Here is an 18,908-nt window from a genome sequence, read left to right on the forward strand (position 1 = left end):
AGAGTTAGTGTAACTAGATATGTAAAGTTTTGTATTAGGATTCAACATTTCTGATCTGATAGCTATCTCAAAAACAGGCTAATCGCTAAATTATCTGGTGACACTGCCGCAGCCGAACGGTTAATTGAACAGGCAAAAGAGACTTATCCTGGGATGCCGGAGAATTGGTATTGCGAAAGAGTTCTTGACGACTTGGAGAGCGATCGCCAGAGGGAGTAGGGGAAGCAACAAGAGAGGGGAAAAGGTTAAAGGTTAAAGGGAAAAGGAATAAATTTAATCTTTCCCTTTTTCCCCTTACCCCTTTCCCCTTACCCCTTTCCCTTTCCCCCTTACCCATTCCCCTTTACCCTTCTTACCCATGCCCAATGCCCCATTTCTATGCACAGAAAATTGCTAAAATAAATCAAGAATACTTCACAAATCTTTAGCTAGGTTCTCATCAAAGTTCCTAGCTTCTTGCAATTAAAATATGGCTATTTTTCGTCAATACATCGCTCCACTGCTTGTAGTACTGGTATTTGTCTTTGCCTTAGTGGCAGTCAGCGCCCGGATCTTTTTACCGTCCGATATGGCAGCACCCGCACCAATTGAAGAGGTACAAGTAACTTCTCAACGTACTCCAATTGATTTACCTCCAGCAGCACATAACTTAGCTAGCTAAGTCAATAAACATCAGCGTGTCTGAGCAACTATTACCTGGATATATTATTCGCCGTGGCTCCCTTTTGGAGCGATCGCTGCTGCTTAAATTTATGCAGCGAACTTACCAGGATCTTTTTCCCAATGAGGATTTTTCCCACCTAGAGCAAACAGTTAAGCAATACTTCTCCAGCGATACGCCCTTGTGGTGGGTAGAAGAGGAGGGGGAGCAGAGGAGCAGGGGAGCAGGGGAGCAGGGGAGCAATAAAGAATCTCTCTCCTCTGCCCCTCTGACCCTCTGCCCCTCTGCCCCGATAGCCTGCCTCTGGGTGGGCAATGCCATAGATCAAGTACATGGGAACCGTCATGCTCACATTTTTATCCTCTACGTTGTACCAGAACATCGGCGGCGGGGTATTGGTACAGCTTTGATGCGATATGTGGAAAATTGGGCTATTCAAAGAGGCGATCGCCAGATTGGACTGCAAGTGTTTCAATCCAATAAACCCGCATTGAATCTTTACAATCAGTTAGGTTATCAAACCCAATCCATCTGGATGGTAAAATTCCTGAGTGCAGAAAAATAAACTCAAGAATAGCGATAACATACTGTAGCGTATGAGTTATAGAGGTTCTCGTTTGGATAAAATTCAACGAGGAAGAAGGGAAAATGTATAAGAACCCAACTAATATATATAAAGCTTTAACTTATTGGCGCGGGGGATTATGTGTTAATCCCTTTTCGGGATTGAAATCAAATTATGTATGACGAAGACGATCTAAGCCTACTCGATATTGAGGAGGAGCTAGAAAGCCCCTTAGATAAAATAGAGCCGCTAACTGCCGAATCAGTTGTGGCCAAGCCCGATCCAGAAGTGATGCTAGCCTTGCTGGAAAATCCCCAGCCCCAGCAAAGAATGTTAGCGGCACGTGCTTTTTGTGATATAGAAGATGCCCGTGCTACCCCCCATCTGATTCGCCTGTTAACTGATACCTGTCCCTTGGTGCGGGTAAGTGCAGCTTATGGCATCGGACGCAATCCCAGTTTAGAAGCAGTGAGTCCGTTAATTGCTCAACTAAACAGTGATTGGAATGGCTATGTGCGTAAAGGTGTAGTTTGGGCTTTAGGAAACTGTCGCGATCGCCGTTCTTTAGCACCTTTAGCAAACGCCCTCAGAACCGACATTTCCGCAGTGCGTTTGTGGGCTGCTAGCGCCTTAGCACAGATGGCAGAAGTGGGTTATGAAGCAGTGATAGGGGCAACACCACCTTTAATTGAAGCCTTAGTTCAAGATCCTGTGGCAGCAGTACGGAGTAACAGTGCTTGGGCAATTGGTCAACTGTGTCGCGAACTACCTTCTAATGTAGTTTATGCCACTGCGATCGATGCCCTAATTCAAGCCTTTGCCGAAGACCAAGATTTGGGAGTCCGAGAAGACGCCAAAGCCTCACTATTAGGAGTAGGCGATCCCCGTGGCTTACAGCTGATTGAAACCCTAGAACAAGAAGGGTGGTTTTGATTTGGGCATTGGGCATTGGGCATTGGTTATTAATTCTCCCTTACTCCCTCCCCTGCTCCCTGCTCCCTGCTCCCCATCCCTTACTGCCCTTCAGCTACAGGTTTGACCAAATTTAAGTCATAAGGGCGCTCAGTATCATCCTCACCCAGATATTCACCATTTTGAATTTCCAGAATAATTAGCGGAATATGTCCAGGATTTTCTACTTTATGTAGAGTTGCTGCGGGGACATAAGTTGATTCATTTCGATTCAGTAATATTTCTGCATCGCCACAAGTTACTTTCGCCACACCGGAAACTACAACCCAATGTTCATTGCGATGATAATGAATTTGTGGTTTAATTCCGTGTCTGGGCTTGATTTCAACACGACTAATTCTATAAGTTTCTCCTTCCTCAATTACCTCTACCTCACCCCAATATCGTGTACCTGAATGTGGAGACAATTCGTTGATATTTGACTGAGTATTATTTTCATTGGGAGTCATAATTTATTTCTCAACCAGATAAGTATTAGTATTTATCGAACAGAATTCAGGAGTCAGGTGGTCGCCGAGCGCAGTCGAGGTGAGTCAGAATTCAGTTGGGTATTCTGTATGAATGACGGATAGCGACGCGGAAAGCGAGTCTTCTCCCTTTGGGAGAAGCTAGCCCCAAGGGCGATAGCGCAGCGTTAGCGAGTATTCGAGCGTCACAATTTTGAATTCTGGATTCTGCATTCTGCATTCTTCTTCATCAGTAATTTACCGTAAACGAGATAAACCTGGGTAGGGAGATGCACTCACAACGTCTCTATTGATGACAACTGCTCTAACTTTACTTTAGGCAACAGATCCTATCCGTGAATTTCTAAATGTTTGAAGGCGTGAATTGCTTAACCACCCGTATACTGAATCCGATAAATCCGATTATTGGCTTCTTCTGTTAGTAGTAGACTACCATCTGGCAACACGAGTAAACCTACAGGTCGTCCCCAAGTGGTTGGTACAGAAGGGTTTAGCAAAAATCCTGTGAGAAAATCTTCGTAGTAGCCAAGCGATCGCCCTTTAGCATCGAAGGGAACAAATACAATTTTATAACCAGTACCGCGATCGCGATTCCAAGAACCACGAAAAGCCGCAAAAGCACCATTCTGGTATTTTTTCGGAAACGTTTTACCATCATAAAACTGCAAACCCAATGCTGCTGAGTGCGCCTGGAACAGCACATCTGGCGTTTGAGTCCGGGCTACTAAATCAGGACGTTTACTTTTGTCATCAGTTTTTTGCCGTGGATCGAGGTTGTTTGGCGTTAGATAAGCATAGGGCCAGCCGTAAAATGCCCCCTGTTTAACGCGTGTTAGATAGTCTGGAACCAATTCATCACCAATTCCATCCCGTTCGTTGACAGTGGTATAAAGTTCCTTAGTTATAGGATGAAAGTCTAAACCAACAGGGTTACGCAAGCCGGAAGCAAAAGTTTGCTGTTGGGAACCATCCAAATTCATCACCTGTATCGAAGCCCGTGGTAAGGGTTCCTCATCCACATTTGTTCCTGAACCGACTGAAACATATAATTTATTGCGATCGGGTGAGACAACGACATTGCGCGTCCAATGGTTGTTATAACCTTGAGCGGGCAAATCGGCAATTTTTTCCCCTTTACCTGTAATCTGGTTTTGGCCTTGGCTATAGGGAAAACGCACCACAGCATCTGTGTTCCCCAGAAAAAACGAATTATCTACAAAAGCCATACCAAAGGGTCTATTGAGTCCGTTTTCCCCACTAGCAAAGGTTTCTCGAACGTCGGCTATACCATCGCCATTGCTGTCACGTAACAGACGAATCCGATTTTGCCCGGTTTCAGTCACCAATACATCCCCACTGGGAGTTAAAGCTAGCCAGCGTGGCGCATCTAAACCTTCGGCAAAGACATTTACTGTAAATCCTGGCGGTACACGCAGCACCGGGTTTTGCGGAATCGGTACAACCTCTGGCCGCTTAGAGGCACTTTCTGTTGCGAAGGGTGCTGGTAAATTCTTCAGATTGATGCGGATGGGTGTAGGTGAAAGTGCCTCAGTACGGACAATATTTTTTGGCTGCGTAGGATTCTGTGTCAGTTGGGCAGAAGGTACAGATTTTTGAGGTGTAGGATTATCTGAGTTAGCGCGAGTCTGGTTACAGGCTGCTGCCAAAATCATTAAAAAAACTGGCAGCAAAAAACGCGCAATAACTTTCATGGCGGTAGACACTATACACAATGTTCCTACTCTAGACTTGAGGCTTAATAATTGTCGCCAGTCAAAAGTTTGATTTTTCTTAGTTAGTCAACCTATTAATAATTCCAAAATAAAGCACTAGTACCGCAAGGCGGAAGTCAAAAATTAAGGCTTCGGCTTCGCTCAGCCTTGACCCTGAGCGCAGTCGAAGGGTCAAAAGTCAAAAGTATTATAAAATGGTCTTTTTTAGAGATTTTCAATGGTTGCTCTATTTACGCCGTGGCCTACTAGTGACTAAATTCTATTCCCAATGCCCAATATTTACACATACAAACATTTGTTAGTGAACAAAAAATTTTCAAATTCTGCTGCTGGTAAGGGACGACTAAATAGAAAACCTTGCATAAAATTACAGTTGTGTTGGCGTAAAAAACCTAGTTCTGCTTCCGTCTCTACACCTTCAGCCACTACATCTAGATTAAGATTATGAGCCATCTGAATTAATGCCTTAGCGATGGCTGACTTTTGCGAATCGTTAGCAACATTATGGATAAAATAACGATCTATTTTTAATGTATTGATTGGTAAGTTTTTCAGATAAATCAAAGAAGAATAACCCGTACCAAAATCATCAATCGCAATTTTTACACCCAAAGATTGCAATTTGCTCATAGTAGCGATCGCACTATTTACATCTTGCATAATCATACTTTCAGTTAGTTCTAGTTCTAAGTCATGTGGTTCTAGATTATTCACAGATATAAAATTAACTACATTATGAATGAAATCTGGCTGATTAAATTCAATTACTGACAAATTTACAGCAACAATCAATGAATTAATTCCAGCATCACGCCAGCTTTTAATTTGTTGACATACCCTTTTTAATACCCATTTTCCAATCGGAATAATTAAACCTGTAGACTCTGCTAACGGAATAAATTCTGTTGGATAAATCATTCCTAATTCTGGACTTTGCCAGCGCAATAAACTTTCAGCACCTATTATTTTTCCAGATGCAATATCGACTATTGGTTGATAATAAATTTCAAATTCTTGAAAATTATGTTGTTTTATAGCTCGGTGTAAGCTAATTTCTAACAACTGCATTTTTGGAGACAAGTTATTAATGATAATCTGAGGAGATAAATACCTTTTTAAAGTAGCGTATTTTTCCAACCTGTTCATGATGGCACTTAATAACTCAGTTCGAGTGAATGGCTTAGTTATATAGTCATCTGCACCCATATCCATACCTTGACGGAAGTCAGATTTGGCAGATTTGGCAGTGAGAAATATGAAGGGAATTGTTGCTGTTGATGGATCTTGACGTAATACTGTTAGCACGCCATAACCGTCAATTTCTGGCATCATCATATCACAAAGAATTAAATCAGGAGCTTCGGAAATAGCCAAATGTACCCCGATTCTGCCATTAGCCGCAGCAATAGTTTCAAAGTCCTCAGCTTCTAGCAAATCTAAAATGTTTTCACGTACTGCTTCTTCATCTTCTATTATTAAGATTTTGGGCATAAATTACCTCATATTTATAAATAGCAACATCCTAAATATTTATTACAAATGTCATTATATTGATAATAAACATTTTATTTTTGGAGATATCTACACACTTTTTTAAAAATGCCATTTTTAATACGCTACTTAGTATAATAACACCATTTATAGTGTGATAAAATGATTCAATTAAATACACTATACATCCTTGGAAAATCCCAATCCTGCAAATTTTTAACTTCAAATGCAGTTTGTCTATCTTGAATAAGAAGATTAAACTTAAAAATGCCATCAAAGGAGAAATATTTAATCGCATTTGAAAACAAGTTAGTCAAAATGTGTACCAGCAGTTTTTCATCGATGCAGCAGGTTACAAATTTATATTGACTGGTGAAAAAAATCAAGCGCCGATAGCCCAGATTCATCTGTATTTGTTCTGGCGATTGTTGGCTATGTTCAACTAAATTGAAGGATGTTGCTTTACACTCTAATTTTCCTACTTCTAACTGGCCGATAATCAACACATCATTCAACATTTCAGTCATGATTATGTGATATTTGGGCGTATTGATTTGCATTATCCTATTAGACTTACGGTACAAGTCCAAATCTTCCTCATAAACTTCAATGAAGTGAGTGTATTTGCCTGTCGTAGCTTTACGTACTATAGCGCGTGCTAGTAACCATTGGGACTTGAGTAATTGTCTCTCAATGAAAATCTGATGTTCTACCTCAAAGGAATCAATACTAGCATTACCTCTAGTTTTCTCTGTTTTTTGTGCCAGTGCTTGACAGATACAGATACTTTCAGGAGTAATATTGTCGGTAATATTACTTTGCTTAGCTACAACTATAAGTAGTTCCAACTGCTGCTGGTATAACCGTGATAGCACTGAGACTATTTCCGAAAATTCTGACATGTTCAATGTCATGACTAAGATATGCATAACTTCAAAAGTATTGGCTGTTTTCAAGCTAGTTCCAGAAGCTACAAACAGTACCATATCATGCTTTGTGAAGGACACTACTATCTGCGAAGATGAAAAAACAAGATACTTTTACCCCGTGCTACATCAGTGCATAAGCGTAGCCCGTTGTAGAAATAGCATCTACTCCAATAGTGATGTTTTTAACACAACCATCAGGAGCAAACAGTCAATTCTTAACTCTAAGCTTTGTAGCCTGATGAGCTGAGGTAAAGCTTGCATAGATTTTCACGATAGCTATCATCAAATAATAGTTATCTAAAGCTGCTTATCTAAGTATTTTCCAATATTTTGACACTAAGGATCGTGGATTTAATAACCTGTGTAGGTTGGGTTGAGTCTGTGAAACCCAACATCTCTGGGGCGTTGGGTTTCGTGCCTCAACCCAACCTACAAAAGTCTATGTTATTTAATTCTCATTCCTAAACAAGTAGTAATATTTGGGATACAAACACTACAAAAAGTGTGTTAAGAATTACAAACTAGCTTATATCCAGCTAGTTGGGTATTAAGCATTGGGCATTGGGATTGAATCTTCAATCTTCAATTTTGAATTGATTTCTCCCCTGCTCCCCGCCTCTGCCTCTTCACAAAGGACGCAACTGCACCCGCCGTTCGCCATAACGTAATAGCCTTTCTATAGTTACGAGTCGATTTTCCCAAACTTTGACTTGATAGGAATTCGACTTAATTTCTTGGCTCATCAATACCCGGAATTGAGACTGGAACCGAGTTAGAGAGGCTCTCGCCACTAGTAACTTACTAGCAGAAGGTGAAGCGGCAAGCTGATTTAAAGCGCTGCGTAAAACTTCTGCTTGGTTGTTAAAATCTGAAATTTTCTGAGATGACCTTTGTCGTTGGTCATTTTGGAAAACAAATTTCCATTCTCGTTGTAGCGCGGTGTAACGGATGGCGGCAGTTTGAAAAGGCTGGCGGTGAGGAATCGGTTCACTTGTTGTGGATTGAATCCTACCTTGGGTGCTACTAAAGATTTTTTGGAGATCGTTGCTAAAATTTTCTGCGGCAAATAGTGCATAACCGCTAACTGGCAAGTCCCTTACCAACTGGAGTTGATCGAATGCCCCGATGGTTGGCAAAGAAAGTAAGCGAATTCCCGGCACCAACAAGGTAGCTCCTAATTGTTTAGAGGCAATCCAGGGTTGGGCCAGTCGTTGAAACCGAGAAGTATCGAGAGCATAAGTCATGGGAACAATTAAATCTACATCCCCCTGCCTTGCCCAAGTTTCCCAATTTTGTTGAATTTTCTGAATCCGCTCTTGTTCTGGCAAAGGAAATACTGCAACCGACAAAATCAAATTCGGTTGCTTTTGTCGCAATTGCTGTGATACTTGAGCGACAAAGCTATCAACTTGCTCGGTGCGAAATTTTGTCCATTTTTGCCACAAGTCTGCTTGGCTAGGAGAAATATTCACTGGATCTACACCAGTAAGTTGCTGAAATTGCGCTCTTGCAGCTTTCCCATAGCCATAAGTTCGACCTGCTGATGGGTCTTGGAAAGGGTAGCGAATGTAGTCTAGCTGTAGACCATCCACCTTATATTTAGTGACAATTTCCTCATACAGCTTGAGCAAGTATTGCCGCACTTCGGGGTTGGCTGGATCGAAGAATGGCTTGCTTTGACCAACGGGAATCATGTTGCCCAGGTTATCGTAGTTTGCCCAATCGGGATGAGCCGCCAGTACTGGTCCTGGATAAGTAGGATTAAGGTTGAGAATTTCGTTATGACGTTGATTGCCAGCAGCAAAAGTCCAAACCCAAGCGTGTAATTCCATGTCTCGCTCATGGGCTAATTTCACCGCCTCTTCCAGTGGGTCCCACCCACGAATTAATGGGTTTTGCTCTTTGGCGACTTGGCTCGGATAAATTGGATAGCCAGCGTTAACAGTTTCAAAAAAGACGGTATTAATCCCGGCTTGGGCGAGGCGATCAAAAATCTGTGCCAGTCCCGCCTTACTACCAGCACGAACAATCGTCCCCCGATCTAACCAAACTGCGCGAATTTCTGGTTGAGCTAGCTTCCGATCGACAGGGAACTGCTGCCACAAAGTCGTTTTAGCGGCCAGCCATTGCTGACGAGCCAAAGCGTAGTTTTTTTGAGCAATCAACTGGGGTAAATTTTTGGCAATTAGCCTTGCTTGTGCTAAAGCTTGGTCTTTACTTATGGCTAGCGCCCCCAGTTTGGTTGAGGCTAATTGTATTGGCTGTTCTTTGACAGACTGGGGGGTGTTTAAATCCCTAGAAAACTGCTTCTCCCCAGATATTGTTTCGCCAACATTAGCCGCATCAGCTAACACCGCTAAATGAGCGCTTTCCACTCGACCAATCAGATTTTCTAGCTCTTGTTGGAGAGCGATCGCTTGCCTGTTATCAATCGGCTCATTGGAGTTGGGTGCAACATCCAAACGCACCGCTTGTTCTAATTGGTCAATAGCCTCCTGAGAACTTGGGGGTTTGACCATAGGCAGCGATCTAGGTATGGGAACAGTCGCAGTTTTAGGAGGAGATGAGAGAGATGAACCGCCCCCCTGCTCCCCTGCCCCTCTGCCCCCCTGCCCCTCCGCCCCCCTGCTCCCCTGCCCCATTGGCGCAGCAGCCACAGTCGTAGAGCAGCTTTGGGAACCTCCTGGTATTTTTTTTGTCCGATTTGATGGCGCTAGTGCTGTCAAATAGTGATTGATAGTAGTTTTTAACCAGGCATTATCCAACTCGGCTGCTGAGGCTGTATCTGTTCCCCAGCGCCAGCCCAAAAAGGTAGAACGCTCAGTTGTCACGACTGCGGCCGGATTATCTTTGGAATTCCAAACAGCAGGAGATTCAGCGCCCATATCGTTAGGAATCACAACGCCGCCGCGTACTTTACCAAAGAGTCCAGTTTGATTTGCCCATCCTGGGATCTTGGTTTTTGCAGCTTGAATCTGTTCTGTGTCACTAAGGCTGAATCCCCAATAACCTCCCAAGAGCGATCGCAATAACTGTCGTACTCCTGGCGATGACAAACTACCTACAGGGCCACTAGCAATCAAACGCCCTCCCTTACTCATCCATTCTTCTAGAGCGATCGCTTGAGTTGGTGTTAATGTCTCAACATTTGGCAAAAATAATACCCGGCGATTGCCCCAATCTGCCCCACTCTTAACATCATTTAGGGAAATTACACAATATTTCACCCCTATTGTCTGTAAGCGATCGCTTATCCCTTTCCATTGATTTGCATTTTCTTGCCCATACACTACACTCAATACGGGTTCTTCAGTCGCCGCCGTTACTGGCAAAATACTCAAAAAACTTAAAACTACAATTTCACAACTTAAAATAAATAATTTTCTAGCTTTTTTAATTTTTAAACTTATATCTTTTTGGTTTTCCTGATACTTCACCAGTGACTCCTCACTTCATTATTAATTAATTTAGTTATTAGTCATAATTCATTAGTACATAATATAGGACTCTAGCTTTATCCTAGTAAGTTTACTGATATTCTCTCTTGGATTAAGTAAACCTAATCTTTGGCTTTTCAAAAATAAAGTAGATTCCTATAAGCTTCTCGTAGAAGTACTTAGTGAATGACTTTCATCAATCTAGCCTATCAAAAGCAGTAAAAAATGCCAAGATGGATACTCAAATTGCCCAGGCGATTCTATAGAAATTGTTAGCTATTACATTGTGAATTTAATTCTATCGGTGACTAGGTTTTAGAAAATTTTGCATTTACCAATTCCCATAGGCTTTTGCGTAATTGCAGAGAGTTTTCACTTCAACCTAAAATAAAAAATGCCACTCTTGTTCTAATTATCTGTTTTTCAGGATTTTTGTGAGTTAAAAAAGTAATACTAGCGCATCTTAAAGTCCTCACCCTAAATCCCTCTCTCAAGCTTGGGAGAGTGACTTTGAAATTAGATCGGCTCCTTTTCTCACAATTTTGGGAGAAGGGGTTGGCGGATGAAGGCAGATTTAGTATTACTCTTGACGATCGCCAGAGTTAAACTAACAATAATTTCTCATGAGCTTTTCTAGAAAATTTTAGATAGGATAAGACAATAATTTCAACAGTCGCAATTACAATCACCGAAATTTATTAACTGTAAAAGTCAATCAAGTTCATATAAGCCCACATTGATGTAGAGACGCAATTTATCGCATCTAGAAAGACCAATTGTCTACACCAATAACTTTTATGTGAATCGCATTGATGTAAAAGTAAGCAATATTTTTATATTTATAGCAGTCGCCAAAGCCGTTAGGACAGTTTGCGGGAAACGCGTCTTCAACAGCGTACTTTGTGATTTTATTGCTGTCCTAAGCTCCCTGTCCGTTGCTATAATTAAAGTTTCTCAATTTTGGATTTAACGTGAATTCGACAGACCTCACCCACCCAGCCTCCCTCTCCTGCGTTCGCGAAGCGTCTCGAAGAGAGGAGAGGGAGGAGCAACGAAAAATTAGGCTTTTTGCTCCCCTCTCCTGTTAGGACAGGGGCTGGGGGTGAGGTCAAAATCCTGTGCATCGAACTCACGTTGGATTTAACATCCAAATGTTTGAATACAAAAAAATAGTTTGACTTGAAAGGGTTGAAGTTATATCAATTGAAAAAATGTTTATGACAGATAAGCACACCCCCAAACTTTCCTTGTTAAGAATAGGGGTTGGGAGTGAGATTTTGATATGTACTTCATCTACCGGGGAACTGCTATAGACTAAAGAGCTAACAAAAACAGCTTAAAGAATACAGGTGTTGATCAAATCTTCAACTCCTCCTACTGGTAAAATTTTTGTCTCTAATTTACAGGCTAATTCTTCAATACTCATATCATCTAAAAATACTAATTCACCATGTTTAAGCATTACATTTGGCAGTAAAATTCCGTCTCCCAAATCTTGCCCTTGTAAGTTCAACAGCAAATCATGACCCGTTAGTAATCCCGTGACAGTGATACTCTGTCCCCAGTAATCACTACATAAAGCACGCATATTTACTTTTAATCCTTCAACAGAATTTAACCGTTTCAAGATAGGTTCAAAGGCGTTTTCTACTGCGTTGCCTACTACCCAAGTTAATGTCCTCTGAGGATAAACTTTTGGCGGTAGTAATTCTGTTGCCGCGGCTGCAAATTGCTTGATAAACAACTGAATTGAACCAACACCGTTATCAATTTGGGGATACTCTTCATATTCAGATTCGCTCGGTAATTCCTCACCTGCAATCAAAAACCATTCATCAGCTAACCAAGCGACGTTAGAGGAAAACTTTTGGCGAAATTGTTGCGAGAGTATTCGCACTTGAGAAATCACTTCTTTCGCTTTTTCTTTGGTTACGGGTATGAGTTCGTCTTCTGGAGGCCGAAACCTTGTCAATCCGACTGGCACAACTGCCACTGATGCCACCGTCGGCACTTCACCAGTATGAAAGGATGCTAAGTCTTTTAAGGTTTGCTCTAGGTGTTCACCATCATTTATACCAGGGCAAACAACTACTTGAGCATGAATTTGTAGCCGTCTTTTTTGAAACCACTTGAGTTGCTGCAAGATTTGTCCCGCACGGGGATTTTTCAGGAGTCTAATTCTAACTTCCGGCTCCGTAGCATGAACAGAAATATACAACGGAGATAAGCGCATTTGTTCAATTCGCTGCCATTCTCTTTCTGGCAAATTGGTCAGGGTAAGATAAGAGCCGTACAAAAAGCTTAGGCGGTAATCGTCGTCTTTAAAGTACAAGCTGGTGCGCTTACCTGGTGGCTGTTGGTCGATAAAGCAAAAAGGACAGCGGTTATTGCACTGAATTAAGCCATCAAATAGGGCAGTTTCAAATTCTAGCCCCAAGTCTTGGTCGTAATCTTTTTCGATTTCCAGGCTATGAGTTTTCCCAGTAGCGTCTAAAACTTCTAGTTCCAAGACTTCATCAGCACACAAAAACTGATAATCAATTAAGTCGCGGGGACGTGTACCATTGATTGCAACGATCGCATCCCCAGCTTCAAAACCAATCTCTGCGGCTATTGAGTCTGGAAGAACCTTGGTAATTCGGGCAGGATGAATGGTAGTCATGGGGAATGGGGCATTGGGCACTTGTACTGAGCGTAGTCGTTGGCGTAGCCTCTCGTAGAGAAGTATTGGGCATTAGTCATTTACTTTGGACTAATGACTAATGACTATTATCCTTTCCAACCTGCTGCGATCGCTAGTAAGATCGCACTACCGAATGCTAATCTATACCATACGAAAATCAAAGTGTTTTTGGTTGCTAAGTATTTGATCAAAAATGCAATTGATAGGTAGGAAAAAATAAAGGTTGAAATAATTCCGACAATTAACAGTCCAACAATGTTATCTGGCAACTGGTGTTCTTGAAACAACTTGAAGATTTTCAGGCTTTTATACAGGGTCGCAATGGTAAGAGTTGGAAACCCTAACAAAAAGGAGAATTTTGCTGCTGTATCGCGTTCTAATCCTAAAAATAAGGCAGTCGTTAACGTCGAGCCAGAACGAGAAACGCCCGGAATCAAAGCAAGTGTTTGTCCCAATCCAACTAAAATACCATCCCGAATCTGCAATGAATCAAAACCTCGCTTGCGAGTACCAATTTTTTCTGCCAAAGCTAGTAAAAGTGCCATAATAATTGACATGATGCCAATAATTAATGCACTCTCAGGTAAAATATCTTTTAAAAGGAAACCGAAAATTAAAGCAGGCAGTGTTCCGACTACAATACCGACAAGAATTTTCCATTCTTCGCGTTGCCAGTCTTTAGTTTTTAGTGCTTCGATTCCACCTTTGACAATACTATAAATCAGCGACCAAAAATACCCTACAATTGCTATAACACTGCCAAATTGAATTGCATCAACAAAATCTTTAGAACCTAGTTCTTTCCAACCAAATAGCTTGGTAAAAATCAGAAGATGTGCGGTACTACTGATTGGCAAAAACTCTGTAATACCTTGAACAATACCTAAAATAAAAGCTTGAATAAACTCCATATACAATTAATACCTTTTTCGTATTATAGAGATCGTGATGAACATTGTTTAGCTGATGATGTTGCTTTATATACTCTCTATTGCACCCAATCTTGTAGAAAACTCAATTTTACCGATCAAAAACATCATCGAAGACGCTGACTATGTTCTTACACCCACCTCAATAAGTCAACGCAATTTGAGAAATTCATCAAACTTTAATATTTAGCAGACTCATAGCATCTGAACTTTTCACCTCTCTGTAGTCCCTCATTTACAAGTAACTACAGAGCAGTTGTGTACATAGTGGAACTTTAATGGATTCGTCTGGCGCAGAATGTTTTGCTTGGTTTGCACCAGCGCTAGTGGAAATTTCAGTATAATTACAATGCCCCAGGGGGGGATTTGAAAATGTGATATCTTAAATAAGATAAAGTTTAGTAACAAATATTAAAAACATTGATTAATAATACACTGTCTTCCTACAGCGCTTCTACCCCTTCTATTGATACCGAGTTGGATTTAGCTGATACTGGGCAGAATGGTATCAGACAATTGGAATCTACACTTTCCCTTTCTCCCTCTCTACCCTTATCTACTTCTGCCCGACAAACTTGGTTAGTGTTTGCGGCGGCGGTGTTTTTAGTAACAGTCCCAGTATTTATAGAAGCGCCAATAGTGCGATCGCTACCAAGTCTGAGTTTAGCGCTGACAGGATTTTGGGTGTGGCTCAGTTTTGCCTTGATGTCACGTCCTGCAACTTACGTCTGGGGCGATTTACTCTTGGGGTTTAGCTGGAGTTGGTTAGCAGGAGCGATTTACTGGGGCTGGTTACGCTGGGAACCTTTATGGCATCTACCGGTGGAATTTATCGGTTTACCGTTTGCTTGCTGGTGTCTGGCGAAGAATTGGGGCAAGGTAGGTAACTGGTTTTATTTAGGTTCTTTACTAGGTACAGTTTTAACAGATGTATATTTTTATATAGTAGATTTGATGCCCTATTGGCGGCAAATCATGAGAGTAGATGCAGATTTAGTACCGCAAATTTTACAAAATGCTCTCATACAAGTACAAGCACCTTGGGGGCAAACTTGGGCGATAATTCTTGCCGTAGTGCTATTAACAGTAGGAATTTCAGCTTTAGGTCGAAATCAAAGACACTGGTATGCCTTTGGTGGAGCCGTTTTGAGTACAATTTTAGTAGACAGCCTATTTTTGTTAGCTGCGATCGCAGCGTGAAGAAGGCAGAAGACACAACTATATGTTGCAATAAGCATGTAGGCTTCTCTTACTGAAACTTTTCCCAGCCCAATCTACGAAACATCAAAAATGATGCTGTAAAAGATTAATTAGTTAAGAAATATTACATAAAAATCCATCAGCATCAAGTCTTTTTTGGTAAGATTTTCGATCTTAGGAATCGTAAGTTTGGTTTCTGCTTGAGAGGTAGAATCAGCCACCCCAAAAAGATTTCGTCTAGCTGAGAATGCTGCCGGGATCGTCGATGCAACGCTATCGCAGCTATGCAAGTACTCTTTCCAGGATAAAAATTTTGCCAAAAGTATAGTCAAACCCAGTAACGGTAAATATTGTGCATATTAATACGCTGTATATTAGTTTCTGATGACTGCTGTGTTGACTAAGCTATCAGCTTTTGTCTTATGTCCTTTGTCCTTTGTCCTTGGCGCTCTCACGTAGAGGGATTAGCGGCTTCCCGCAGGGTATGACTAATACTTCGGCTCCGCTCAGTACAAGTGACTAATGACTAATGACTGTTGTTAGCTTAAAACTTTTATTTCTGTTTGATGGAAAGAGGTAGAAAAATCGTGAAAGGATTGGCGCGTTTATTAACAGTGTTTAGCTTGTTACTTGGTTGCTGGGGATGGTTGGGAACAACTCAGATAGCCCAAGCTGCTAGTTTCAACAGTTTTGCTTTTCCCCAAGTCCCAGTTCTGGCAATTGAGCGGCAGAATCGGGCAGACGCTAAACTAGGAACGGAATTTGGTAAAAAAATTGATTTGAATAATACCAACGTCCGAGCTTTTCAACAGTTTCCAGGGCTTTATCCCACCCTGGCTAAGAAAATCATCACCAATGCTCCTTACCAAAAGGTAGAGGATGTATTGGATCTTCCAGGATTGAGCGATCGCCAAAAACAAACCCTGCAAGCCAACCTCGATAAATTCACCGTGACAGACTTAGAGCCTGCCTTCAATGAAGGAGACGATCGCTTTAACAACGGTATCTACAGATAACTGAAATTGCAGTTAATGTAGCAAATAGCAGCCCACTCCTGATTCTAGGGAGTGGGAATATTTTGTTAGAGATAAGGGGAATTAGGGAGATGAGGAAGACAAGGGGGACAAGGGGGACAAAATAAAATAGTCTCCCTTGCCCCCCTGCTCCCCTGCCCCCCTGCTCCCCTGCTCCCCTGCCCCCTGCTCCCCCTACCCATTACCTTGTCTCAGATAGATATTCCCAGCCAATTTGATGTCTTAGTAGTCGGCGCTGGTGCTGCTGGACTATACACAGCGCTGTGCCTGCCAGAATCCTTGCGAGTTGGCTTGATTACCAAAGAAACCGTTGCTTTATCCGCCAGTGATTGGGCACAAGGTGGTATTGCCGCAGCGATCGCGCCAGAAGATTCTCCCACACTGCATATTGAAGATACGATCCAGGCGGGTGCGGGTTTGTGCGATCGCACCGCTGTCGAATTTCTCGCCCAACATGCCCCTAGCTGTATTCAATCCCTAGTTAACTTGGGGGTAGCTTTTGACCGTCATGGTCAAGCCTTAGCTTTAACTTTGGAAGCTGCCCATTCTCGCCGTCGTGTTCTCCACGCTGCTGACACTACAGGGAGGGAAGTTACCACCACCCTCACCGCTCAAGTATTACGTCGCCAAAATATTCAAGTCATTCAGCAAGCTTTGGCTTTGAGTTTGTGGATTGAACCCGAAACTGGTTGCTGTCAGGGAATTAGCCTGTTTTATCAAGGTAAAATCACCTGGATAAGAGCTAGTGCTGTGGTACTAGCAACCGGTGGCGGTGGTCAGGTATTTGCCCAAACCACTAACCCGGCAGTGAGTACCGGTGATGGGGTAGCGATCGCCGCTCGTGCTGGAGCTATCCTCCGCGATTTAGAATTTGTCCAATTTCACCCCACTGCCCTCACTAAACCTGGTGCCGATCGCTTCTTGATCAGTGAAGCTGTACGCGGTGAGGGGGCGCATCTCATCGATAATGAAGGGCGACGTTTTGCCTTTGACTACCACCCTGCGGGTGAACTTGCACCTAGAGATGTGGTCAGTAGAGCAATTTTCAGCCATTTACAACGTACCGCCCTTGATTTGGCTACTGCCCATGTCTGGTTGGATATGCGCCCCATCCCCGCTGACAAGATTCGTCATCGCTTTCCCAACATCATTAAAGTTTGTCAGCATTGGGGTGTTGATGTCTTCCACGAACCAATTCCTGTAGCGCCAGCCGCCCATTACTGGATGGGTGGAATTGTTGCGGATCTAATGAATCGCACAAATATCCCCGGTTTATACGCAGTGGGTGAAACCGCTAGTACTGGTGTGCATGGGGCAAATCGCCTTGCTAGTAATTCCCTGTTGGAATGTATTGTGTTTGGGGCCCAGATGGCTAATATTAAGTTAGAAAATATTGGGCTGTCTTCAGAAATACCAGTGCTGCCGTTACGGAAATTTAATGCCGATCCTAGTAAGTGGCACATCCAACAAGCACAGCTAGAAGCACTCAGGGAGAAGCTACCGCGTCTAGTGTGGGAAAGTGCTGGTATTTGTCGAGAACAATCAAGGCTGGAAAGTGCGATCGCTACTATTGAATCTTGGCAGCAAGATTTCGCTGCCTTGCCTTTAACTCAATTCTTGCTTGCTTTACGTCCAGTAGAACCCGCTAGTTTTGACCTACCAGATGTTGAACGGCAATTGGGACTTTGGGCAGAAACCCGCAATTTATTAGATGTAGCTGATTTAATTCTCAAAAGTGCTGCTTTTAGAACCGAAAGCCGAGGCGGACACTTCCGTTTAGATTATCCTCAACCAGACTCAAATTGGCAAGTTCACACACTTATACAAACAAATCATTGGTGGAAATCTCCACTATTGTCTTGAATAAACTACCTTAAAGAGCCTGACGGTTTTCGCAACCCTAAGCACAACATCTTGCAATGAGCCGCCAAGTAAAAAATGTGGTGTCCAGGAAGGTAGTTAACTCATTCCGCTGCTCTACCAGAATCTAAAATCTAAAATTGCCATCAACGGGTACCGCTCCCATTATGACTGTCGGGACCACCATAATTTGGTGGAATGTATATGTCTTGTAAATTTTGAGAATTGACCTTGCGGGCGATTAAGGTATCACTGCTAGTAGGGCCAAAAGAATTAGCACTTGCAGTACTCAATAGACCTGTGCAAGCAGCAATTTTTGGGATCAGTATATAAGCAGCTATGCAGAATATCATAAACTTTGTGATTCGGAAGTTAGTCTTCATGTCTTTCAGTAAATTTACTAATTTTTTATTTCAGAGCGTATTTTTTATTTACTACCGTATATTTACTGTACTTTTTGGAAAAAGTATTTTAACTTTATGAAATTATTGCTGGTAGCGTACAAGTTATTGTGGTATTCGCTTGTCGATTAACCTTAATTTGCCGATATAAAAGAGTCTTTATACTTAAGTGGTATTCTTCATAAACGGTTTTTACATCAGTCTCAGGTTAGAGATGTCAATGATTTACTGTAAGCATTTTGCTTGATTCACTATTTATTAATAATATCTTAATACTTTTAAGTGTAAACACTATGTTTGCTAAATCAGTAGTTTAGAAAAATGTTAAATAATACTTATTTGATTGTATAGTTTAGACTTAATCGAGTAAAGATGTGTAAAGATACAACAACATATTTATAGTGTTATAAGTATTTTTAAAACTATCAAACAGCCTAATAAGCGAATAAGTACCAGTATAATTTTTGATGTAATATAAATTACATCAAAAATTATTTTCCTAATTATTTCTGATCGCTAATTGCTTTATGACATCAGTTATGAGGT

At 41.8% G+C, this 18,908-nt stretch carries 13 protein-coding genes and 1 pseudogene; 7 read left to right on the forward strand and 7 right to left on the reverse strand.

The window, feature by feature from the left end; genetic code table 11:
* Positions 1-60: 60 nt before the first annotated feature.
* The 4 genes and pseudogenes from RMX69_RS22340 to RMX69_RS22355 all read left to right on the forward strand — a co-directional run.
* Positions 61-219, forward strand: a pseudogene (locus RMX69_RS22340) (ABC transporter permease); the annotation flags it as partial.
* Between the two features lie 250 nt (positions 220-469).
* Complete coding sequence (locus RMX69_RS22345; protein WP_322638745.1) at positions 470-661, forward strand: hypothetical protein; 192 nt, start codon at positions 470-472, stop codon at positions 659-661.
* Positions 662-677: 16 nt separating this feature from the next.
* Positions 678-1,226 (forward strand): GNAT family N-acetyltransferase, encoded by a 549-nt coding sequence (locus RMX69_RS22350; protein ID WP_322638746.1) that lies wholly within the window; start codon positions 678-680, stop codon positions 1,224-1,226.
* 174 nt (positions 1,227-1,400) lie between these two features.
* Complete coding sequence (locus RMX69_RS22355) at positions 1,401-2,159, forward strand: HEAT repeat domain-containing protein (RefSeq protein ID WP_069068994.1); 759 nt, start codon at positions 1,401-1,403, stop codon at positions 2,157-2,159.
* Positions 2,160-2,239: 80 nt separating this feature from the next.
* Here RMX69_RS22355 and RMX69_RS22360 read toward each other — a convergent pair whose 3' ends face one another.
* The 7 genes from RMX69_RS22360 to RMX69_RS22390 form a co-directional block, all read right to left on the reverse strand.
* A complete protein-coding gene (locus tag RMX69_RS22360) occupies positions 2,240-2,647 on the reverse strand; it encodes a phosphomannose isomerase type II C-terminal cupin domain (RefSeq protein WP_181928464.1) in 408 nt (135 codons plus the stop codon).
* Positions 2,648-3,033: 386 nt separating this feature from the next.
* Positions 3,034-4,377 (reverse strand): PQQ-dependent sugar dehydrogenase, encoded by a 1,344-nt coding sequence (locus RMX69_RS22365; RefSeq protein WP_289800091.1) that lies wholly within the window; start codon positions 4,375-4,377, stop codon positions 3,034-3,036.
* A 300-nt stretch (positions 4,378-4,677) separates the two neighbouring features.
* Positions 4,678-5,889 (reverse strand): EAL domain-containing response regulator, encoded by a 1,212-nt coding sequence (locus RMX69_RS22370; RefSeq protein WP_322638747.1) that lies wholly within the window; start codon positions 5,887-5,889, stop codon positions 4,678-4,680.
* Between the two features lie 167 nt (positions 5,890-6,056).
* Positions 6,057-6,875: a hypothetical protein gene (locus tag RMX69_RS22375; RefSeq protein WP_322638748.1), complete on the reverse strand. Its 819-nt coding sequence runs from the start codon at positions 6,873-6,875 to the stop codon at positions 6,057-6,059.
* 569 nt (positions 6,876-7,444) lie between these two features.
* Positions 7,445-10,255: a glycoside hydrolase family 10 protein gene (locus RMX69_RS22380; RefSeq protein WP_409878708.1), complete on the reverse strand. Its 2,811-nt coding sequence runs from the start codon at positions 10,253-10,255 to the stop codon at positions 7,445-7,447.
* Between the two features lie 1,336 nt (positions 10,256-11,591).
* Positions 11,592-12,917 carry a TIGR03279 family radical SAM protein gene (locus RMX69_RS22385; RefSeq protein WP_289800089.1) on the reverse strand — a complete coding sequence of 442 codons (1,326 nt, stop codon included), beginning with the start codon at positions 12,915-12,917 and terminating at the stop codon, positions 11,592-11,594.
* A gap of 107 nt (positions 12,918-13,024) precedes the next feature.
* Positions 13,025-13,849 carry an undecaprenyl-diphosphate phosphatase gene (locus tag RMX69_RS22390; protein ID WP_289798726.1) on the reverse strand — a complete coding sequence of 275 codons (825 nt, stop codon included), beginning with the start codon at positions 13,847-13,849 and terminating at the stop codon, positions 13,025-13,027.
* Between the two features lie 438 nt (positions 13,850-14,287).
* Between RMX69_RS22390 and RMX69_RS22395 the strand changes: the two genes are divergently transcribed.
* From RMX69_RS22395 to nadB, 3 genes are all read left to right on the forward strand, one after another.
* A complete protein-coding gene (locus tag RMX69_RS22395) occupies positions 14,288-15,067 on the forward strand; it encodes a DUF3120 domain-containing protein (RefSeq protein WP_289798725.1) in 780 nt (259 codons plus the stop codon).
* Between the two features lie 587 nt (positions 15,068-15,654).
* On the forward strand, positions 15,655-16,083 hold the full coding sequence (gene psbU / locus RMX69_RS22400) for a photosystem II complex extrinsic protein PsbU (RefSeq protein ID WP_322638749.1): 429 nt from the start codon (positions 15,655-15,657) through the stop codon (positions 16,081-16,083).
* Between the two features lie 204 nt (positions 16,084-16,287).
* Complete coding sequence (gene nadB, locus RMX69_RS22405) at positions 16,288-17,964, forward strand: L-aspartate oxidase (protein WP_322638750.1); 1,677 nt, start codon at positions 16,288-16,290, stop codon at positions 17,962-17,964.
* Positions 17,965-18,908: the final 944 nt, after the last annotated feature.

It is taken from the genome of Nostoc sp. EspVER01, assembly GCF_034530635.1.
Taxonomy (GTDB): Bacteria; Cyanobacteriota; Cyanobacteriia; order Cyanobacteriales; family Nostocaceae; genus Nostoc.